This is a genomic window from Vibrio sp. 1562 (genome assembly GCF_033340155.1).
Lineage (GTDB): Bacteria > Pseudomonadota > Gammaproteobacteria > Enterobacterales > Vibrionaceae > Vibrio > Vibrio alginolyticus.
The window spans coordinates 38,358-59,395 of sequence record NZ_JAWOVY010000007.1 but is presented as its reverse complement, the minus strand read 5'-3'; the positions used below and the strand labels follow the sequence as shown (position 1 = coordinate 59,395).

Annotated in this window: 24 protein-coding genes; 10 read left to right on the top strand and 14 right to left on the bottom strand. The window is 44.6% G+C overall.

Annotated features, from left to right (window positions below; genetic code table 11):
* Positions 1 to 53: 53 nt before the first annotated feature.
* From R7Z49_RS09600 to R7Z49_RS09575, 6 genes are all read left to right on the top strand, one after another.
* Positions 54 to 1,001 carry a ChaN family lipoprotein gene (locus tag R7Z49_RS09600; protein WP_186584757.1) on the top strand — a complete coding sequence of 316 codons (948 nt, stop codon included), beginning with the start codon at positions 54 to 56 and terminating at the stop codon, positions 999 to 1,001.
* 251 nt (positions 1,002 to 1,252) lie between these two features.
* Positions 1,253 to 1,612 (top strand): hypothetical protein, encoded by a 360-nt coding sequence (locus R7Z49_RS09595; RefSeq protein ID WP_005380688.1) that lies wholly within the window; start codon positions 1,253 to 1,255, stop codon positions 1,610 to 1,612.
* Between the two features lie 398 nt (positions 1,613 to 2,010).
* Complete coding sequence (locus R7Z49_RS09590) at positions 2,011 to 3,588, top strand: alkaline phosphatase (protein WP_025767190.1); 1,578 nt, start codon at positions 2,011 to 2,013, stop codon at positions 3,586 to 3,588.
* A gap of 136 nt (positions 3,589 to 3,724) precedes the next feature.
* Complete coding sequence (locus tag R7Z49_RS09585) at positions 3,725 to 4,024, top strand: ribbon-helix-helix domain-containing protein (RefSeq protein ID WP_005384938.1); 300 nt, start codon at positions 3,725 to 3,727, stop codon at positions 4,022 to 4,024.
* Positions 4,025 to 4,164: 140 nt separating this feature from the next.
* Positions 4,165 to 4,560 (top strand): VOC family protein, encoded by a 396-nt coding sequence (locus tag R7Z49_RS09580; protein WP_005380685.1) that lies wholly within the window; start codon positions 4,165 to 4,167, stop codon positions 4,558 to 4,560.
* A gap of 17 nt (positions 4,561 to 4,577) precedes the next feature.
* Positions 4,578 to 4,862, top strand: a complete 285-nt coding sequence (locus tag R7Z49_RS09575) for a putative quinol monooxygenase (RefSeq protein ID WP_005384942.1) — start codon at positions 4,578 to 4,580, stop codon at positions 4,860 to 4,862.
* Positions 4,863 to 4,931: 69 nt separating this feature from the next.
* Here the strand turns inward: R7Z49_RS09575 and R7Z49_RS09570 are convergent, their stop codons facing one another.
* Entirely contained in the window at positions 4,932 to 6,611 is a 1,680-nt protein-coding gene (locus R7Z49_RS09570) for a mechanosensitive ion channel family protein (protein WP_054575344.1), read from the bottom strand.
* A gap of 191 nt (positions 6,612 to 6,802) precedes the next feature.
* Positions 6,803 to 7,243, bottom strand: a complete 441-nt coding sequence (locus tag R7Z49_RS09565) for a YcgN family cysteine cluster protein (RefSeq protein ID WP_005384948.1) — start codon at positions 7,241 to 7,243, stop codon at positions 6,803 to 6,805.
* 188 nt (positions 7,244 to 7,431) lie between these two features.
* Between R7Z49_RS09565 and R7Z49_RS09560 the strand changes: the two genes are divergently transcribed.
* The 3 genes from R7Z49_RS09560 to aqpZ all read left to right on the top strand — a co-directional run bounded on the left by R7Z49_RS09560 (position 7,432) and on the right by aqpZ (position 8,998).
* Complete coding sequence (locus tag R7Z49_RS09560) at positions 7,432 to 7,680, top strand: GlsB/YeaQ/YmgE family stress response membrane protein (RefSeq protein ID WP_005380625.1); 249 nt, start codon at positions 7,432 to 7,434, stop codon at positions 7,678 to 7,680.
* A gap of 137 nt (positions 7,681 to 7,817) precedes the next feature.
* Positions 7,818 to 8,066 (top strand): YkgJ family cysteine cluster protein, encoded by a 249-nt coding sequence (locus tag R7Z49_RS09555; protein ID WP_017820793.1) that lies wholly within the window; start codon positions 7,818 to 7,820, stop codon positions 8,064 to 8,066.
* Positions 8,067 to 8,299: 233 nt separating this feature from the next.
* On the top strand, positions 8,300 to 8,998 hold the full coding sequence (gene aqpZ, locus R7Z49_RS09550; protein ID WP_054575356.1) for an aquaporin Z: 699 nt from the start codon (positions 8,300 to 8,302) through the stop codon (positions 8,996 to 8,998).
* A 51-nt stretch (positions 8,999 to 9,049) separates the two neighbouring features.
* Here aqpZ and recR read toward each other — a convergent pair whose 3' ends face one another.
* The 7 genes from recR to R7Z49_RS09515 form a co-directional block, all read right to left on the bottom strand.
* On the bottom strand, positions 9,050 to 9,649 hold the full coding sequence (gene recR, locus R7Z49_RS09545) for a recombination mediator RecR (protein ID WP_005380619.1): 600 nt from the start codon (positions 9,647 to 9,649) through the stop codon (positions 9,050 to 9,052).
* Between the two features lie 30 nt (positions 9,650 to 9,679).
* Positions 9,680 to 10,009 carry a YbaB/EbfC family nucleoid-associated protein gene (locus R7Z49_RS09540; RefSeq protein WP_005380618.1) on the bottom strand — a complete coding sequence of 110 codons (330 nt, stop codon included), beginning with the start codon at positions 10,007 to 10,009 and terminating at the stop codon, positions 9,680 to 9,682.
* 82 nt (positions 10,010 to 10,091) lie between these two features.
* The gene (gene dnaX / locus R7Z49_RS09535; RefSeq protein ID WP_186584753.1) at positions 10,092 to 12,197 is read right to left on the bottom strand and encodes a DNA polymerase III subunit gamma/tau; all 2,106 of its coding nucleotides are present in this window, start codon (positions 12,195 to 12,197) and stop codon (positions 10,092 to 10,094) included.
* 8 nt (positions 12,198 to 12,205) lie between these two features.
* A complete protein-coding gene (apt, locus tag R7Z49_RS09530; protein ID WP_005384957.1) occupies positions 12,206 to 12,751 on the bottom strand; it encodes an adenine phosphoribosyltransferase in 546 nt (181 codons plus the stop codon).
* 162 nt (positions 12,752 to 12,913) lie between these two features.
* Complete coding sequence (locus R7Z49_RS09525) at positions 12,914 to 13,300, bottom strand: YbaN family protein (RefSeq protein ID WP_373921219.1); 387 nt, start codon at positions 13,298 to 13,300, stop codon at positions 12,914 to 12,916.
* A gap of 33 nt (positions 13,301 to 13,333) precedes the next feature.
* Complete coding sequence (locus R7Z49_RS09520) at positions 13,334 to 13,465, bottom strand: hypothetical protein (protein WP_005380608.1); 132 nt, start codon at positions 13,463 to 13,465, stop codon at positions 13,334 to 13,336.
* Between the two features lie 226 nt (positions 13,466 to 13,691).
* Positions 13,692 to 14,798, bottom strand: a complete 1,107-nt coding sequence (locus R7Z49_RS09515) for a response regulator (RefSeq protein ID WP_005380606.1) — start codon at positions 14,796 to 14,798, stop codon at positions 13,692 to 13,694.
* A 289-nt stretch (positions 14,799 to 15,087) separates the two neighbouring features.
* Here R7Z49_RS09515 and R7Z49_RS09510 point away from each other — a divergent pair, with 289 nt between their 5' ends.
* Positions 15,088 to 15,963, top strand: coding sequence for a LysR family transcriptional regulator (locus tag R7Z49_RS09510; protein WP_005384959.1), 876 nt, complete (start codon positions 15,088 to 15,090; stop codon positions 15,961 to 15,963).
* A 67-nt stretch (positions 15,964 to 16,030) separates the two neighbouring features.
* Here the strand turns inward: R7Z49_RS09510 and purF are convergent, their stop codons facing one another.
* The 5 genes from purF to accD all read right to left on the bottom strand — a co-directional run bounded on the left by purF (position 16,031) and on the right by accD (position 20,978).
* Positions 16,031 to 17,545 (bottom strand): amidophosphoribosyltransferase, encoded by a 1,515-nt coding sequence (gene purF / locus R7Z49_RS09505; RefSeq protein ID WP_005380592.1) that lies wholly within the window; start codon positions 17,543 to 17,545, stop codon positions 16,031 to 16,033.
* 36 nt (positions 17,546 to 17,581) lie between these two features.
* On the bottom strand, positions 17,582 to 18,073 hold the full coding sequence (locus R7Z49_RS09500; RefSeq protein ID WP_005380590.1) for a CvpA family protein: 492 nt from the start codon (positions 18,071 to 18,073) through the stop codon (positions 17,582 to 17,584).
* 61 nt (positions 18,074 to 18,134) lie between these two features.
* Positions 18,135 to 18,728: an SPOR domain-containing protein gene (locus R7Z49_RS09495; protein WP_318111584.1), complete on the bottom strand. Its 594-nt coding sequence runs from the start codon at positions 18,726 to 18,728 to the stop codon at positions 18,135 to 18,137.
* Positions 18,729 to 18,742: 14 nt separating this feature from the next.
* Complete coding sequence (gene folC / locus R7Z49_RS09490) at positions 18,743 to 20,005, bottom strand: bifunctional tetrahydrofolate synthase/dihydrofolate synthase (protein ID WP_017820798.1); 1,263 nt, start codon at positions 20,003 to 20,005, stop codon at positions 18,743 to 18,745.
* 46 nt (positions 20,006 to 20,051) lie between these two features.
* Positions 20,052 to 20,978, bottom strand: a complete 927-nt coding sequence (gene accD, locus R7Z49_RS09485) for an acetyl-CoA carboxylase, carboxyltransferase subunit beta (protein WP_005380583.1) — start codon at positions 20,976 to 20,978, stop codon at positions 20,052 to 20,054.
* Positions 20,979 to 21,038 lie beyond the last annotated feature (60 nt).

Here is a 21,038-nt window from a genome sequence, read left to right as displayed (position 1 = left end):
ATTCATTGCTCAGCCTCCATTAATATCATCCGGACATTTTTGGAGGCTTTTCAATGCGCTTTTCTACTTTGAGCTTGCTCTTTGCAGGCTTACTTACTGGTTGCTCTTCATATACGCACACCAACTCTCACGCAACCTCAGCGGAAGTCACTAGTTTTTACGACTATCAACTATACACCCCTTCTGGCGAGCACATCGCTCTAAGCAAACTGCCAATTGAGCTGCAACAAGCAGATGTCATTCTTATTGGTGAATGGCACACACACGCCGGCGTTCATCGCTTTCAAACCGATATGCTCAAACAACTTACGTCCTACGACCGCTCACTCGCGTTATCTATGGAACAATTTACCCGCGACAAACAACCTGTTGTTGACGCTTACCTACGTGGGGAGATCGGCGAACAGTACTTAATGAAACAAGCCAACGCTTGGCCCAATTATGAAAGCGACTATCGCCCTCTCGTGGAGTTTGCTAAGCAGAAAAATCTCCCGGTCATTGCAGCAAATGCACCAAAGAGCATTGTCCGATGCATTGGTCGACAAGGGTTAGATTACATTAACAAGCTCGATGATGATCAGCGGATGTTCATTGCACAAGCCATCAACACTGGTAGTAGTCCGTACAAAGAAAAGTTCATGGCATCCATGCATCACGGTAAGCCAGAGCAGACGGAAAAACAGTTTGCAGCTCAAGTTACCTGGGATGAAACTATGGCGGAATCTATCGTTAGCTACCTAGACGACAACCCAGGCGCTCAGGTTGTCCATGTTGCAGGCAAGTTTCACACCGAGCAAGGGTTGGGTACGGCAGCATCAATCTTAAGCCGCAGCCCGAGCTTAAAAGTGGTTGTAATTAGCCCAACAGATAACGTGCTTTCTGATAATACAGACTATCAGTTAGAGGTTCTCGCACCACCAGTACGGTATGTACAAGATGCTCACCGCATGGCGGCATATCAACATCTAACTAAACGCAATAACGATCTTCAATGTAAGTAGCTGGTCTTCAATTTAAGTTACTACCTTGCCGTTGCGTTGCATCATCACACCGCTCCGAGTTCATCGAGTGACAAGGGTCTGCTTCCTGCTGGTCTATTTTTTGCTAATGATCACCAATAGAAACTAGAAGCGGCAAAAGCAGACCTGTTTTTATCCAAATAGCTTCAGAAATAAACTTTGCCGCCGATAAAAATATAACTGCTTTTTACCCGCACTCAGTGACCGAGTGTCGATGTTCCAAGGAGTATTCGATGAATCCAGTAGGAAGCACTTCTGTTAATAGCTATGCCAAACAATCTGTCGCCTCTAAACAAGCAAGTATTGCACAAGAAGAAACTAGTGCTTCGCCGCTGAAAGTCGAACACAATAAGGTGACGCTTTCGACCGAAGGCAAAGCGCTACTTGCCGCTCTGCAACAAATCGAGCACGACAGCAAGAAAATAGAAGCAGAAGATAAATCTGTTGGTGAAAAGGTCGAATCTTTCACGCATGGTGCGCTTGGCATGGATCACCCCGATAAAATCGAGAAAGAAGAGGATGGCTCATATTCTGCGGGTCAATACCTTTCTGCGGCACTTACCGTTGGTGGCATCATACTGGCATTAGTCTGATAACCAGTCTGATAATCATCACGACAACAAATCCTATTTGAACCAAACACTTACTGCAGCCCATAATTTAATAAGCCAAAGAACGATATGATGCAAACGTAAGTGAATTCGACCGCTCTTGTGGCCCGATAATACATGCTCGTTTATTGCTCCCTAAACTAGGTTTCTTGTGAAAGCACTGAATGGATAACTTTAATCCATGCTTTCAACTCCTAAGCGTAATCCAAGCCCACGTTTGTGGGCTTTCTTCTTTCCAAACTAACGAACGTTAGAGAGCGACTCATTTTTTCTGCAAAACCAAACAAAAACGACAATTTGGTTAAACTTTTATTACCGACACAAAACCTTCATAAATCATTGCTTTAATGCCTGCGCTTTCAATAAACAAGGAAAATATAATGAAGCGCTTAGTATCTCCAATCGTTACGGCAGTGGCTGCATCTACCCTCTCTTTCAACGCACTCTCAGCTGAAATCAAAAACGTCATTTTGATGATCGGCGACGGCATGGGTCCTCAACAAGTTGGTTTACTCGAGACCTACGCAAAACACGCACCTAACTCGGTTTACAAAGGCGAAAGCACAGCGTTATACAAACTCGCTCAAGAAGGTGTGATTGGATCATCACTGACCAATCCAGAAGACGCAATTGTCGTCGACTCTGCGTGCTCAGCTACGATGCTAGCGACAGGAATCCCTACCGCTTCTGAAGTCATTGGCATTGATAGCCAAGGCAACCATGTCGAAACTATTTTGGAAAAAGCCAAAAGTAAAGGTAAAGCAACAGGGCTCGTCTCTGATACGCGTATGACCCACGCAACGCCAGCAGCATTTGCCGCTCATCAACCACATCGCTCCCTAGAAAACAGTATTGCGGCGGATATGCTCGAAACAGGCGTAGACGTGATGATGTCTGGGGGACTTCGTCATTGGATTCCAAAGTCGACAAACGACAAGGGAGAGACATACGAGCAACTTGAAAAGCTCACTGAAGGTAATGTCTACCTAAAGTCGAAACGTAAAGATGAGCGCAACTTGCTTACTGAGGCGCAAGACCAAGGTTACAACCTGGCTTTCAGCCGCGATATGCTCACACAAGCTAAAGGTGACAAATTACTTGGACTTTTTGCTTACTCGGGCATGAACGATGGTATTGCCTACAGTCAAAGCAAAAACGATCCAAAACGCACGCAGCCATCGCTGAAAGAAATGACCACCAAAGCAATCGACATTCTTTCAAAAGACAAAGACGGTTTTTTCTTGATGGTTGAAGGCGGCCAAATTGACTGGGCTGGCCACAGTAACGATGCAGGTACGATGCTGCATGAAATGCTTAAATTCGATGAAGCGGTAAACTCAGTTTATGAGTGGGCAAAAGGCCGTGATGACACCCTGATCATTGTTACTGCTGACCACGAAACCGGCTCTTTTGGCTTTAGCTACTCATCAGCAAACTTGCCTAAACCACAAAAACGCGACGGCGAAGCATTCAAAAATCAGGATTACGCGCCAAACTTCAACTTTGGTCAGTTCGAGATCCTCGATGGTTTATACAACCAAAAGAAAAGTTACTACGGCATGATCAGTGAATTCCAAGCGCTTGATAAGAAAGAGCAAACTCCAGAGAAGTTTGCGGAAGTCGTGAACGCAAATAGCGATTTTTCGATTACGCCTGAGCAAGCAGAACGCGTATTAGCAAGTAAACCAAATCCATACCGACTCGCTGGACACAAATACTTAAGCGAAGAGAACGTACCGACAATCAATGACTTTGATGCTTTCTTTCCTTACAACGACCGTGGCAACTTGCTAGCGCGTGAGCATGCAACAAAGCAAAACACAGTATGGGGGACGGGTACTCATACGCATACTCCTGTCAACGTATTTGCTTGGGGACCTGCAGAAACTATCCTTCCAGTATCAAAAATCATGCACCACTCGCAACTAGGCGAGTACTTGAAGCAACAAATTAAATAATCAACTTGCACTTACTTCACAACTCGTGATGTTTCAACGCTCTCGCAAGGGAGCGTTTTTTTATGCATGAAAACAGTTGACGTTTTAAATCGTACACCACAATAATTATGGGTCTTTAATTATATGAATAAAGAAAATGTGCGAAATCTTTGCTAAGCAACCCCAAGACAACTATCAGTTCATCACCCGCTCTATCCGTATTGATGGTCACGCGACCAGTGTAAAACTTGAAGCGAGCTTTTGGACAATTCTTGAGGAAATCGCTAGTGCTCAAAACATGACGGTTCCTAAATTCATAAGCACTGTTTATCAAGAGGCACTCGAATACAATGGTGAAGTGAACAACTTTGCCTCCTTACTTCGATGCGCTTGCCTCACTTACGCCCGCCAACCTCAAGAGACCACTCGTCAAGCACTTGCGCAACTTAACAGTTAATAGCAACCAACCGAGCAATAACCATCCTAGGCTATGCATCCGTATTATAAACCCTTGAGCATCTTCTAATTTGTCGTACTAGAGTACTACCCAGACTCCTTTTGAAATCGCTAACCTGTGCGGACTATCAAGGAGTACCTATGACAAAAATGATTCACACCATGATCCGAGTAAGTGATCTGGACCGCTCTCTACAATTTTACTGTGACGTACTTGAACTAGAAGTCGCTGATCAATACATCTTTGATGGCTTTTCTCTAACCTATCTAGCCAACCAAGAAACTGGCTTTGAATTGGAACTGACGCACAATCACGACCAAAGTGAGCCCTACACTCACGGCTCAGGTTACGGCCACCTTGCCGTCAGCGTGGAGGACATTGAACAAGCCCACAAACGCATTAAATCTCTCGGCATTGAAACTGGTGACATCAAAGCCTTTGACCATCAACAAAAGCATTTAGCAACGTTCTTTTTTGTAACCGACCCTGATGGTTACAAAATTGAGTTCCTGCAACGCCAAGGGCGTTACCTATAACAAAAAGAGTAAACATTATGATTCACTTGACGGCTACCTTTCATGCACAACCGGGAAAAGAACAAGAGTTGAAAGAGGTACTTACCCGAGCGCTTGAACCTACTCGCAATGAAGAAGGTTGCGTTCGTTATCAATTGTTCCAAGATAAAGACAATACATGCCACTTCGTTTTTCAGGAGCAATTTAAAAACCAACAAGCGTTTGAGCTTCATGGTAAAACAGAACACTTTGCTCTTTTGATTAGCCAGATCGACAACTTGTTAGAATGCGAGCCGAAACTGGTGTTCTTTAACGAACTGTAACAATAACGCTAACCGAAGATCAAAAAAGGCACTCTACCTAGAGTGCCTTTCACTTGTTGGGACCTGTGATTAAGCGTCTTGCTTCTCCACCATATGCAAATGCACATCTTGTTGTGGGAAAGGAATCGAAATACCTTCTCGGTCGAAGCGTAGTTTCACCTCTTTCGTCACATCCCAGTATACATCCCAGTAATCATCCGTTTTTACCCAAGGACGCACAATAAAATCTACAGAAGACGTATTTAATGTATGAACTTTGATCATTGGCTCTGGAGTGCGAAGTACCGAAGGGTGAGAGGTAATGATATCAGACAATACTGACTCCGCTTTTAAGAGGTCATCCGCATAGCCAATGCCAAACACCATATCCACGCGGCGAATGCGTTCATGCGTGACGTTCTTAATAACATCTCCCCAGATTTTGCTGTTAGGCACAATAATAATTTGGTTATCAAACGTACGGATTGTGGTGTTCACCAAACTCATATGGCTTACCTTGCCATCCACACCGCCAGCATACACAAAATCACCAACATCAAATGGGCGATAAATAAGCAGCATCATACCCGCCGCGAAGTTGGATAACGTGTCTTGCAACGCGAAACCAATAATCACACCAGCAATACCGAAACCGGTTAGGATTGGCGCTAGGTTCAAACCAAGCTGAGATAAGCCCACCATGATACCGATCACCCACACGAATTTGCCGGACATCGAGATAAAGAAGTCCTGCATCAAGTGGGAAAGTTTTAAGTTTTTCGATGCAACTGCTTTACGGACGACTTTGCGAGTTAACTTAGCCAGTCCGCGAGCGATCAATAAAATCAGCGCAAAAACAAACAACTGGAAGATATGCTGCGGTGCATTCTCGGCAAACCAATCCAGTGCCGAGTTGGACCAGTGACTCAGTATTGACCACACAACTTTGGTATTCAGTAAATCATGGGTGATATTACCCGTCACTTCAAAAATTTGGCGTTTGTATTCAGACGTTTCTAAACCGACTTTATCACCAATTGAAATCAGGTTGCGTAAGCTTTCTGTCGCAATATTTAGCCTTTGTTTAGTAATGAGCTGACTAAGTTGCAACGACGCTTTTTCCGACTCTGGGCTAGACGAAAGTTGGGAGCCAATGATCTCACTTTGCTGACTCAAGTACTCAATTGAAGCAGACAGTAAGCGCATACGTTTATCAATTTTATCTTTTAGTTCCGCTTCTGCGCGCTCGTTTTGGGCCCCTAGCTCCTTCAACCAAGCGAGATTTTGCCAGCTCGAATCGAAGCTAACATCAAGATAACGCTGTAGCTCTCGATAATCGTTAACAAGAGCAAGCTTCTCTTCATCCTTAGCCTTATTTAAATCCTCGACGACTTTCTTTATTTTTTCCGATAGATAGTTCGTCGCGTCCTCAGAGTATTGTTCTTGTTTTTTAACTAGCAAGATCAGCTTGTCGCGAGAGATAGTTTCACGTTCAATCGCTGACGCTAACTGGCTTCTTAATTCTTCATTCTTTTGGAATAGTTGCAGTTGAAGGGCATCACGCTCGTCGCCACTCGCTTGCGAGAGGCTTTGGGATAAATCCACAATCTCTCGGTTCAAGTTGTCAATCGAGATTTCGGCAGCAGAAGGCTCTTGGATATCGTCAGTAGCAGTCGCATAAACAGCCATTGGGGAGAGCATAATGACGGCAAGTGCGAATAATGTCACCCAAGATGTCAGGCGCAGTTTCTGGGGGAAATGAAACGTCATGTTTACCTCATAGGGAACAATCCTGATCAAAACAATCAGGAATAGAAGTGTAAAGCGTTGAAATCATACTCCTAAGTTTACAACACTAAATAATAAACTGAGCAGCATTTCGTTAGCGAGACGTCAAAGTTGGGAGCCCCAATAGCAAACAAGCCTTTCATTTAATAAATGAAAGGCTTGTTTTTATTCGACTAAGGACGGTTGGGATGATTTAAAATATGGTCTTCCCAATCCACCACATCAATCTCGTAAACAACTTTGTTACGGACACTTTCCCCAGCCGCATGCATTGCGGACTTAGAGCCGGTAATCAACGGATGCCATTCTGGTAAAGGCTGCTTTTCAGCCAACAGACGGTAAGCGCACGTGTGTGGCAGCCAAGTAAAATCGTCGATGTCTTCTCGGGTCAGCTTGGTGCACTCTTCACCCGAAGTGAAACGGTTTGGGTAATCCTTACATGAACACGTTTTACTGTTCAGCCAGCTACAAGCCACATTGGTATAGTAGATTTCATCGGTATCTTCATCCATCAGCTTATGCAAACAACATTTGCCACAACCATCACAGAGAGATTCCCATTCCTCTTCTGTCATCTGCTCTAACGATTTACTTTGCCAAAATGGAGTGCTCATACTTCAGGTCTCACCAAGGGAATTTAGGGGGCGATTTATACTCTTCTCAACGCAAAAGTTCAAGTTTTGAGAAGATCTTGCATCCTTCCCACATAACGGTGGAGATATTCAACTACTTTCGTTTTACTGTTCTATCCTTAAAAAAGTTTCCATTACTCAATTGATCAAGAAGGCATTAAGGAGTTTTCATGGGTATTATTTCTTGGATTATTTTGGGCTTAATCGCCGGCGCACTTGCTAAATGGCTCATGCCAGGAAAAGATGGGGGCGGTTGGATTGCAACAATGTTACTTGGTATTGCAGGGGCATTTGTAGGTGGCTTCCTTGGCGGCATTCTCGGTTTCGGCGGAGCAACTGGCGTCAACATTGGTAGTATCATTACCGCAACACTAGGCGCATTTATTCTGTTGTTTGTTTATAACCGTTTCTTAAAATAATCACGATGATTTAAAAGCAAAAAACCAAAAAGGGAGCGTAATGTTAAGCGCGCCCTTTTATTTTTTTCTTTCTTCACTCTTCCAATCCACGTCAAAATGACCATAATTGCCCCCTTAATTTTTAAGAGGTTTACATTATGGATTGTCGATTAGGATGTGGAGCGTGCTGTATTGCGCCAAGTATCTCTTCACCAATACCTGGAATGCCCAAGGGCAAACCTGCAGGTGTTCGTTGTGTGCAACTCAACGACGACAATTTGTGCAAGCTATTTGGTAAGCCTGAACGCCCCAAAGTCTGTCACGATTTTAAACCGTGTCCGATTGTATGCGGCAACACCAATCAAGAAGCACTCGACAACATCACTGAATTAGAACAATTGACGTAATGCGACTCTAGACCACACGTTTAAAGTTAGTACCTCGGTTGTTTCTCTCCGAGGCAGTAATCAAAGCAAACTCAAGATTTAGCACTTCCCCCCCCCCTCTGCTTTTTATCTCACCCTTGAGAAATCTTGCCACATAGCGTTCCATTTGCGGTTTTTGCGCGATCTTCCTCACAATTTATTGACAATTCTCGACTATGTTCAGCGGGTCATTTAATTAAAGATCAGGAAAGAACATGAATAAGTATTTGGCTGAGGCTTTTGGCACGTTCTGGCTAGTGTTGGGCGGCTGTGGTAGCGCGGTGTTGGCTGCGGGTTTCCCTGAAGTGGGTATTGGTCTGTTGGGCGTTTCTTTGGCATTCGGTTTAACCGTTCTGACGATGGCATTTGCTATCGGTCATATTTCAGGTTGTCACTTGAACCCTGCAGTGACAGTTGGCCTTTGGACTGGCGGTCGTTTTGAGACAAAAGACGTTGCTCCCTACATCATCTCACAGGTGATCGGCGGGCTTATCGCAGGTGGCGTGCTTTACGTTATTGCATCTGGACAAGCAGGATTCGATGTTGTGGGTTCTGGCTTTGCCGCCAATGGTTATGGGGAACACTCTCCAGGCCAATACTCGATGATCGCTGCACTTGTGACTGAAGTTGTCATGACGATGATGTTCCTGATTGTCATTATGGGTGCAACAGACAAACGTGCGCCACAAGGCTTTGCACCTATCGCAATTGGCCTGTGTTTGACTCTCATTCACCTGATCAGCATTCCTGTCACCAATACGTCAGTAAACCCTGCTCGTAGCACGGCAGTCGCAGTATATGTGGGTGACTGGGCGGTTTCTCAGCTATGGCTGTTCTGGGTTGCGCCTATTGTGGGTGGCGTGCTTGGTGCGGTTATCTACAAAAACCTTCTTGGTGAAGAATCGAACGATTAATCGTTCCCAACTCCCAAGATCAAAAAAGCCGCTGAGTTCAGCGGCTTTTTATTAAATTCTGTGTCGACCTAATAGCGAATGTGACAACGTCGTGCCATCAACAAGCTCTAGCTCCCCACCGACAGGCACACCATGCGCGATGCGGCTGGCATCAACTTGGTGCTCTTTACATAGCTCTGCGATGTAATGGGCAGTGGCTTCACCTTCAACTGTTGGGTTTGTCGCCAAAATCACTTCGGTAATATCACCGCGACGTAAGCGGTAATCAAGGACATCTAATCCAATATCACTTGGACCAATACCATCTAATGGCGACAAATGCCCCATAAGAACAAAGTACCGACCAGAATATTGGCCTGTTGCTTCAACGGCTGCGATGTCTGCCGGGCTTTCTACCACACAAATTTGACCATTTTCTTGGCGTTTTGGGTTGGTACAAATGTGACAGACTTCTTCTTCGGTGAAGGTTCGACACTCAGTACAATGACCTATTTCTGTCATTGCCTGACTAAGCGCATCTGCAAGCTGCAAACCGCCTTTTCTATCGCGCTGTAACAAATGAAAGGCCATACGCTGCGCTGACTTGGGGCCAACCCCAGGTAGACAACGTAAGGCCTCCATCAATTGCTCCAGCATATGACTGGTACGCATTAAAAGTCCGCTTAATTAAATATCAGCAGATTAGAATGGCATTTTCATACCTGGTGGTAGTTGCATACCGCCAGTTACAGAAGCCATTTTCTCTTTTTGAGTTTCTTCAACACGACGGGCTGCATCGTTGAACGCCGCAGCGATCAGATCTTCAAGCATTTCTTTGTCGTCTTCCATCAAACTTTCATCGATGTCAACACGACGTACGCTGTGACTACCAGTGATAGTAACTTTAACTAGGCCAGCACCAGACTCGCCAGTTACTTCCATATTCGCGATTTCTTCTTGAAGCTTTTGCATGCGATCTTGCATTTGCTGGGCTTGCTTCATTAGGTTGCCCATACCGCCTTTACCAAACATGTTTATCTCTCTGGTTTAATGAGGTGTTGCATCAATTAATGGGGTTATACCTTTGGGTTTTCAACCCCATTCCATTCGATTATTAGATAGGGCGCACACTATCTTTATCAAGCTCTGCAGCAAAACGACGTTCAATAAATTGAACATTTGGATCGTTTTCTAAACTGTTCAGCGCTTGCTGTAATTTCTCTTGGTAGAGCCTATCTCTCAGTTCAAGTGGTGTTTCTCCACTCTCCCCTATTTCGATGCTCATGTGGCACTCTTCACCTAACACGGTATTAAGTGCTTTGAGCAATTCGGCTTGAGCTCTATCAGTATTCAAATGAGCTTGGCTGCTTCTCAATAGTAACGAAACGGTTGTTCCTTCCTTACTATAATGAGAGTTTAGCGCAAGTTGCTCTACCAGCTTAGGGATCTCCATTAAGCTGATTAGCTTCGCCCATTCATTATGTTCTAATGACTCATCGATGAGCTTTTGTGCCATTTCAGGCGTTTTCTCATGCTCAAGTGCCTGCTTGAGCTGCGTAGGTGTCAGTTTTGTATTTACTTTTGTCTCAACAGGCTTGCTTGGACGCCAGCGATACGCTTCTTCAACTTGTGGCTCCGTCGACTTCGGAGCTGAGTTTGGCGACACCTGCGCGGAATTGCCATGCAATTGCGCTACTCGGTCGATAACCGATTCTGGTTGTGCAGATGCCGCTTTAGGCTTTTTTGAGCCACCATTTTGAGGAGTGTTCTGTTGTAGGCCTTGACGCTGAGAACGTAATTGGTGACGTAAACCGCTTAGACCACCGCGCGCCGGTGTTGAAACGCTCTCTTGCACTTGTTGAGGTGGCGTTTCATGCTGCGGTGCAGGGTTTTCGCTCATCGGCGGCGCCATATCATACTGTGGCGGAACCGTCTCATATCCACTCGCGTGATATTCAGGTTGTGAATTGGATGAAGGTTGAGGCGCCACTTGTGGTGAGCTTTGTGCTGGACTCGGCTGCTGAGCTCGAGGAGATGCTACTGTCCGAGCTGGCGCAGCCTTTGGTTGACTGGTACTTTGAGCCGGAGATGACGCTGGCTCGCAGTTACTAGAAACAACATTTGCCCCACTGTTATTTGATGGACGGAACGCCAACATACGCAGCACAATCATTTCCAAACCGACTCGCCCATTTGGCGAGAGGGTCAAATCTTCACGACCTTTTAATGCAATTTGATAGTAAAGCTGAACGTCTTGCGGGCTTAGAGCTTTACTCAACAGCTCAATTTTCTCTGCATCTGGTTGTGCTCGGTCTAACGACGCGGGCAACGCTTGATACATCGCAATTCGGTGTAACTGTGTTGCGACTTGCTGCAACAAACCATCCCACTCAACACCATTTGCCGCTAATTGTTGGATTTTATCCATAGCTTGTTGAGGTTTCTTGCTGCTGATTGACTCTAGTAAGTGAATCGCTTGGTCGGTATCAATCGTCCCCAACATGTGGCTGACAATATCGGCTTGCACCGCACCGTTACCTAATGCAATTGCTTGATCAGTCAAGCTAAGAGCATCACGCATACTGCCATCTGCAGCATGTGAGATCATACCCAACGCTTTTGGCTCTGCTGAAACTTGCTCTTGACCTAGGATGTAATCAAGTTGCTGGTGAATATCATCAACGCTGATTGGTTTCAGATGAAACTGAAGACAACGCGACAATATAGTGACAGGCAGCTTTTGTGGATCAGTTGTTGCGAGTAAGAACTTCACATACTCTGGCGGCTCTTCCAGGGTTTTCAACAACGCATTGAAAGAGTGACGCGATAGCATGTGCACCTCATCGATGAGGTACACTTTAAAACGTCCACGAGCAGGTTTGTATTGAACGTTGTCTAACAGTTCACGAGTGTCTTCAACTTTAGTACGTGATGCTGCGTCGATTTCAAGAAGATCGACAAAGCGACCTTCATCAATTTCACGACAAGTATCACACTTACCACAAGGTGTCGCGGTAATGCCGGTTTCGCAGTTCAAGCCTTTGGCGAACAGCCTACCGATACTCGTTTTACCCACACCACGAGTCCCGCTGAACAGATAAGCATGGTGTAAACGGTTTTGCGCCAGTGCGTTTTCCAACGCCGTCAGGACATGTTTTTGTCCGACAACTTGGTCAAACTGATTAGGACGCCATTTTCGCGCTAAAGCTAAATAACTCATTGAATGTATTAATGTCCTTCAAAATCGCAGATGCTGTACACGTTTAGACCTAGTGCTTCTAAACGTTTATCGCCACCGATTTCTGGTAGGTTGATAACGAACGCAGCGTGCTCAACTTCACCACCCAGTTGGCGAATCAGCTTAGTCGTCGCTTCAATAGTACCGCCCGTTGCCAATAAATCGTCGACAACCAGTACTTTGTCGCCTTCAACGATGGCATCTGTATGGATTTCTAGTGTATCAACGCCGTATTCAAGCTCATAAGATTGAGCAACAGTAGGGCGTGGAAGCTTGCCTGGTTTACGCACTGGTACAAAACCAACACCTAGCTCAAGCGCTAAAGGCGCGCCAAATAGAAAGCCACGAGCTTCCGTACCCACAACCTTGGTAAAGCCCATATCTTTGTAACGTTCAACAAGTAAGTTGATCGTCGCTTGGTATGCGTTCGCGTCTTCAAGAAGGCTCGTCACATCACGAAATAGAATGCCTGGCTTTGGGTAGTCTTGGATGCTTTTGATGCTAGATTTGATCAGTGAAATTGTTTCTGTAGTCATAATACCGATTTACTTAGATTGGCTCATCGCCCTCTCTAATCGCAGTATCACGAGGGCAACGAACAATAGGTTTTCACCACTATGTGCTTATTTTCGTAAAAGTCACAGGCGCTGAAAATACAAACGCCCACTCGAAGAGCGGGCACACTATTCTCTACAATCTTAGTGATTTTCTTCTCGGTCAGCAACCAACTCAATCACAGGCAGACGCATAAACCAGCTGAGTAAAACGATTAGCATCACTAAAAGACCAATTTTTACCCAAACGAGGGGGATAACAACGATTGAAACCATGAAACTAAGCGCAATAAAAATCGCACCACGCTTTTTTACTTTTGAAGTAACAGCCCGATGCTTATGCCAATTGTCGAGAATGGGTCCAAACGTTTTGTGGTTATGTAACCATTGATGAAATGCGGGGCTACCACGCATAAAACATGCGCTAGCAAGCAAAATAAAAGGTGTGGTGGGTAAAAGTGGAAGGGCTATGCCGGCTATGCCGAGCACAATACAGAGTCCACCAACAGTATTGAAAAAGTAACGCTTAATACGAATGGTGAACTCCGGTACAAAATAGCTAGATTAAAAGCCTGCGTAACCATTCATTACACGAAGCCAGGTTAGCGTTGCAGGAAGTGTTGGGATCAAAAGAACTGCAATAAAACCTAAAAAGTAAAAAATATTATAAGGCTCTTTAAAATCTTTGTCTGCCATGATGTGTCTTCTCACTAGTTGACTTTGCTTTTCCCAAGGCACAGCGTTAAATTATCGTTGCACAAATGGGTCATTATTGTTTTAAGCGCTGACTATACATTAAACAGCCAAATCTAAACACCAGTAAAAAGTAAGGTTATTAAACTAAACGTATGTTGTTTTGGTGGTTCTAAAAAGATAATAAGCAGCGTCAGGACGCTGCTTATTGTTGGTTTGCAAGTCATAATTATACTAGTCGGGATTTCCGGGTAATACTTAAACTAAAACTTGAAGAACCTAAACACCCGATAGATAACTGTCCTGCAACACTAAGCGGTAAATCGCGGGTGATGAAGTTTTTCATACTTCCTCCCCCTAAACGGTTACCTGCTGCGATGTGTTGATTCGTATTTCCGTCAGACCAATGGCTATCTAAACCCGCAGGCAATATAGAGACCGAGGATGAAGCGAGGTCGGCGACACCAAACACAGCATTGACTGCACCCGCACACTCCGAACACTCAATTCCTTTTTCAATGATCCCTACCATGTCCTTGAGATCAGCACTGAAACTTTTCAAGTTACGGAGATAATCGTCAAACAATGCCCTAACGAGCAATGTCGTCGCAACTCCATCATTAGCTTGGGAAGCAGAATCAACGAGATAAAACGCAAATTGACCATTCATTAACCAACGATAATCGAAAACCAAGGGCATCACATCCGTCGATTGCAATAAACGGTACGAGCAGCGCCAATCTCCCTGAGCAGCATCCTTCTCTGGCAATAGAGCTTGCAGTAAATCTCTTGCCGCACTCGGATTCTGTTGCAAATATTCCAGATGCCAATACAGCTCTTGTTCATCTGGGATTTCACCACCATCATCAACCCTGAACCACTGACTTGAAAAGTCACGTTGTTCTGAGAAGTGGCTATCGGTATCTTCTAGCGTATTCTCTATCGCCTGAGATAGGTGCTCATAATTACCTATCGGTTTAGGAAGAAAATCTTTAATACCAAACCGCAACGCTTTCGCGACATCGGACATTTCATCCGTGCCTGATACCACGATAAGCGGCATATATGGGTATTCGAGACTAACTTCTTCGACGAACTCGATACCATCTAAGACCGGCATCGATAAATCACACAAGATAAGATCGGGTTGGCATTCCCTGAGTTGTTGAAGCGCTTCTAGGCCGTTTTCTGCTTCTACTACTTTAAAACCCTGACTTTCTAAATAGGCATTGGTTACTTTGCGAAATATTGGATCATCGTCCACCAACATTATTAGTTTTTGATTAATCACTTCCTGTGCCGAGACCATTGCCGTTTGACTGTGAGTCTTAAACATACCTTTATCCCTCACAAAGCTCAGTCAAAAAAACAGATTTATTATTAAGTCATTATTTTTGTTGTGTTTACTTCCAGCAAAACGTGTCACAGCAAGACCTGAGGCCGCTTCGCCTTGTTATAAAACTTAGCTCGGAAACTGCATTAATACAAATATTACGGCGTATAACAGTATTTACTCAAACAGGGTTGCTGTGTTCAAATGATGCAACATGTTGACTTAAAGCAAGCTTTGATCACAAAGTTAATTATAAATTAACCGTAATCGGTAATTTAATGTGTCTGGAAATATGAAATTAGATGACTTAAACCTGTTTCGACTGGTTGTCGAAAATGGGAGCTACACCGCAACTTCGCGAAAAACCATGATCCCGGTTGCGACCATCACCCGACGCATTCAAGCGCTAGAAGACTCTGTCAATCTTCGACTATTGAACCGTCATGCTCGCAAACTCTCGCTCACTGAAGCAGGGGAACGTTTTTACCATGAGTGCTCTCCTTTACTACAAAGGCTAACAACCGCAGCAGAGGAAATCACTGACGACTGCCGAGGAGCATCCGGCAAGATTAAGATATCCGCGCCTTACAACTTAACTAAACGAATGATGATGCCGATGTTCAACAGCTTTATGAAGCAGTACCCGGACATCAACATTGAGCTAACGACAGAGAATAATGCGGACAAGCTTGACCCTACTGAATGGGATGTAATTTTTCGAGTGGGACCGCAACGCGACTCTAGCCTCATCGCGCGTAAGATTGGCGAAGTGAAGGATATTCTCGTTGCAAGCCCTGACTATCTAACCTCGAATCCTGCGCCACACCATGCAGAAGAGCTATCTAACCATTCATTGCTAAAAGGGTACCCACTTATTAAGTGGACCTTGATTAATAGCAAAGGCGAGTCTGTGGTGAATGTTGATCGTGGTCGTTTTCAAGCAAACGCGCTCAATGTGGTGCGCAGCGCTTGTTCCGAAGGTTTAGGCATCACACTAATGCCAGATGTAATGATCAAAGAGTACATCGAGAGCGGCGATTTGGTACGCGTACTGCCAGATTGGAGTGCAAACCCGCGCGACATTTATATGCTTTACAACCACAAAGACCACCTGCCAGAGAAAGTTCGCCTCTTTATTGACTTTGTGATCGCTTATAACATTCACTAACTAGATAGCGAAAACAAAAAAACCAGAGCCGAAGCTCTGGTTTTTTTACGACTTAAGAAAGCGCATCCTATGCGCCTTCGTTATGAAGCTCTAGGTTTGCTAAATCCTGTTGGATTTCAAGTTGTGTTTTCGCATCATCATTACGAAGACCATCTAAGAAATCTAGGTATTGTTGGTCGATATCACCCGTTACGTATTCGCCGTTAAACACGGAAGTATCGAACTGAGTAATGTCTTGGTTTCCAAGACCTACAGCCTCTACCAAATCTTCTAGACGTTGATAAATAAGCGCATCGGCACCAATCTGCTTACAAATTGTATCGTTGTCACGGCCATGGGCAATAAGCTCTGTAGCACTTGGCATATCAATGCCGTATACGTTCGGGAAACGAACTTCAGGAGCCGCTGAGACCATGTACACTTTCTTGGCACCAGAATCACGAGCCATCTCAATAATCTGCTCTGACGTTGTACCTCGAACAATAGAGTCATCCACCAGCAACACATTCTTACCTTTGAATTCCGAACGAATAGCATTCAACTTGCGACGTACTGATTTCTTACGTTGTTGCTGGCCAGGCATGATAAACGTACGTCCAACATAACGGTTTTTCACGAAACCCTGGCGATAAGGGATATCGATCGCTTGAGCGATTTGCAGTGCAATGTCGCAAGACGTTTCAGGGATAGGAATGACAACATCGATATCAAGGTTTGCGTAATCTTCACGAATACGTTCGCCCAGCTTTTTACCCATTTCAACGCGAGCGCTGTATACCGAAATTTTATCGATGAACGAATCCGGACGAGCAAAGTACACGAACTCGAAAATACAAGGGTTAAGCTTAGGATTATCTGCACACTGCTTCGTGTAAAGCTCACCGTCAAACGTTGCGTAAATCGCTTCACCAGGTGCAACATCACGGACGAAATCAAAACCGACCGCATCCAATGCCACCGATTCAGACGCAACCATGTACTCTGCTCTGCCGTTAACTTCACGCTTACCTAAACACAGCGGGCGAATACCGTGTGGGTCACGAAATGCAATCATACCATGACCAATGATCATGGCGGTCACAGCATAAGCACCGCGAATTGTGCGATGAACATTGGTGACTGCGCGGAATACGTCTTCGGTCGTGACATTTCCTTTTACTGAGTCAATTTCGTGCGCCAGTACATTTAGTAATACTTCAGAGTCTGAAGTGGTATTGATATGACGGCGATCTTTTTCAAACAGCTTCTGACGAACTTCGTTAGCGTTGGTCAAGTTACCGTTGTGGGCAAGTGTAATACCGAAAGGAGAGTTTACGTAGAAAGGTTGAGCTTCTGAAGCACTTGAACTGCCTGCTGTAGGGTAACGAACATGACCAATTCCGACCTCGCCTTGCAGGCGCTGCATGTGTCTTGCTTCAAATACATCCTTGACTAAACCGTTCGCCTTACGCAGACGAAAACGATTGCTTTCTATGGTACAAATACCAGCGGCATCTTGGCCACGATGCTGTAACACCGTTAACGCGTCATAAATAGACTGGTTTACAGGCGTTGTGCCCACGATTCCAACAATACCACACATGTCCTAATCCTCGATTTGCGACAGTAGCTGGCACTACTAGATAGTGCCAGACAGAAAACTTGATGTTGCTTGTAAATGCTCGAAGAATGGGGCGATGATACGGCTGAACTCAGGGATCAACTGTGAATCTTTCCACCAATCCGAGCTTGGGAATGCAGTAAACGCATCCATAAAAAACAGCACCGCAGAAACAATTAAGACTCCGCGTAGACCACCAAATACAATCCCGAGAATTCGGTCCGTACCTGATAGCCCTGTTTTTTGTACCAGTTGACCAATGACGTAATTCACCACTGCACCAACTACCAAGGTTGCGACAAATAACGCCGCAATCGCCGCTCCGTTACGAAACATATCATCTTCGATGTTGGTGAAGTACACCGCCAATTTGGCATAGTAATTACTGGAGATAAAAAAAGCTCCGAACCAAATCACCAAAGACAAAGCTTCTTTAGCAAAACCGCGAACTAAACTGATCAGAGCTGAAAATCCGATCACACCTAAAATGATAAAATCTATCCAATTCATCTTTTCTTCATCTTAAGTTGGCGCGCATTTTAACAGAAAAAATGCTGACGCAAACGTTTTCTTATGGATTTAATGGCTTAAATTTAAGCAATTGACCTTTTGAACCTGTAATTTTTTGTAATTCTTGAACTTGTCGTTCAAGTTTACTTTTTGACACATCAGGGCCAACAATCACTCTCGTAAACTCGTTTTCTTTCTTTGTGTGAGCTTGATAACCACGCTTTTGCAAATCCGCGACAAGCGCGACAGCATTTTCGTGATTCTTAAGTGCCATCAACTGAATGATCCAAGCTGAATCTTCATATTGATTTTTCTCTTGAACAGGACGAGTGACGACCTCAACTTGCTCTGGTTGTTTGATGACCTCAGGTTTAGATGTTGGCGCTGGCTCGGGCTCAGAAACGGCTACTTGAGCATCCCCACGTTCTTGCACTACAGCTTCAACCGGAGAATCCGGTAACGTAATGTCGTCTTCCACTGGCTCTAATATTTCGAAGTTTTCCACATCACTATCAAGTTCTGGTTTGATAGGAATACTGGCAAATTCTTCTTTGTAGTGCAGTTTCTTACCATCTAGCACATCGGGAAGAACAATGACTCCGACTGCGACTAGAATGATGGTGCCGACTAAACGACTTTGGAATTTACTTGCCATCAAAATACCTTTACTTATTTATTATTTGATTGCCAATGTTCCAATACCTCTCCGACGGTATGGAATGAGCCAACCACCAGAATAACGTCTCCTGTCTTTGCGTGGCTTCTCGCACTCTCGAAGGCGTCAACAGGGTTTTCAAAATGAACTTGCCCATCAGGTAAGTATTGGCACAATTCATCAGCGGTCGCCGCTCTCGGTCCAGTAAGCGACGCTGGATACCATTGTGTTGCAACTGGAGTTAGAGCTTCAATGGTTGCTTTAATGTCCTTGTCATGCAGCATTGCAACCACAATATGGATATTCTTACCCAGATATTGTTGCTTCACTCTCTCTACCAAATACTCAGCAGAGTGCGGGTTATGAGCGACATCAAGGACTATTTCAGGTTCGTGATGCAGTACCTGCATACGCCCCGCCAAACGAGCATTATTCAAGCCATTGACAATATTTATGTCAGTGATTTGCAATTCCGAAGCCCCTAGTGCCATCAGTGCAGTGGCTGCATTTTGTAATGGTAGCGATGGGATTGGTAAATCCTCTAACTCAAATGCCCCACTGCTCCATTTCCAACCATTATCAGTTAGTTGGTAATCGTACTGAATACCTACTTGGAAGAACTCAGAACCAATATCGTCAGCATGAGCCGCCACGGTCGCTGGTGGCGTCGGTTGACCACAAATTGCTGGCTTCCCTGAACGGTAAATGCCCGCTTTTTCAAAACCAATAACATTGATGTCATCACCAAGCCAATCCACATGATCGATCGCTAAGCTCGTAATAACAGAAACATCATGGTCAACAACGTTAGTGGCGTCTAGACGGCCGCCAAGTCCTACTTCAAGTAAGACAACGTCAACTTTCTCTACTTGGAAAATACGTAGCGCAGCAAGCGTACCGAATTCAAAGAGGCTAAGGCTAACATCACCACGCTGCTTTTCTACATAATCGAATGCTTCACAGTGCTTGGCATCTACAACGTCAACGCCATTAATGCGTACACGCTCGTTGTAACGAATCAGGTGCGGAGAACTATAAACACCGACTGAATAGCCAGCATCAAGTAAAATGGCTTCCATTAACGCACACGTTGAGCCTTTGCCATTGGTTCCGGCAACGGTGATTACGGTTGGAGCTGGTTTGGTAAGATTGGCTTTGTTTGCTACCGCTTGGACACGGTCTAAGCCTAGATCAATTGCTGAGGAATGAATATTTGCTAAATAATCAAGCCACATCTCTAATGAAGATGTGGCTTGAGGAATTGGGTTTTGGGTCATCTAACTTTAACCATTAAATTCTTTGGTTTTTATGTTAGTTGATACTTTACCCTTTTTCGTCCGCTTCTGGTACAGAATATGGCTCTTCATTTGGAGATTCGTTAACCGAAACCACCAAAGGAGACTTGTGGTTAGTCATCTTAGCGATAAGACCACCCACACGCTGACGCATTTCACGACGGTCAACGATCATATCAATAGCACCGTGATCAAGTAGGAACTCACTACGCTGGAAACCTTCAGGAAGATCTTCACGTACAGTTTGCTCGATTACACGACGACCAGCAAAGCCAATGAGGGCCTTAGGTTCACCGATGTTGATATCACCTAACATAGCCAAACTTGCTGATACACCACCCATTGTAGGGTCAGTTAGAACAGAAATAAACGGCAGACCTTTTTCTGATAAACGCTCAAGCGCAGCACTGGTTTTTGCCATTTGCATAAGAGACATTAAAGCCTCTTGCATACGAGCACCACCACTTGCTGAGAAACAAACAAGCGCACAGTTATTTTCAATGGCTGCATCCACTGCTTTCACAAAGCGAGCACCAACGACTGAACCCATTGAACCACCCATAAAGGAGAATTCAAACGCACACGCCACAAGCGGCAGACCAAGCAATTCACCCTGCATCACAACTAGCGCATCTTTCTCACCGCTATTTTTTTGTGCAGCAGAGATACGCTCTTTGTATCGCTTAGAATCTTTAAATTTCAGTTTATCCTGTGGCTCAAGTTCGGAACCTAATTCAACTCGATTACCTTCATCTAAAAATGTTTCCAAACGACGACGCGCTTTCATACGCATGTGATGGTTACACTTTGGACAAACTTCTAAGTTACGCTCTAGTTCAGCATGGTATAAAACCTGTTCACAAGAGGTACATTTAGTCCACACACCTTCTGGGATAGAAGCTTTGCGTGAACTTACTAGATTGCTTTTCTCTAAAATCTTTTCAAGCCAACTCATGGAAGACCTTTTCTCTCAACTCTTCCGCTTCATTGCGAAAGATATAAATTCGACATAATA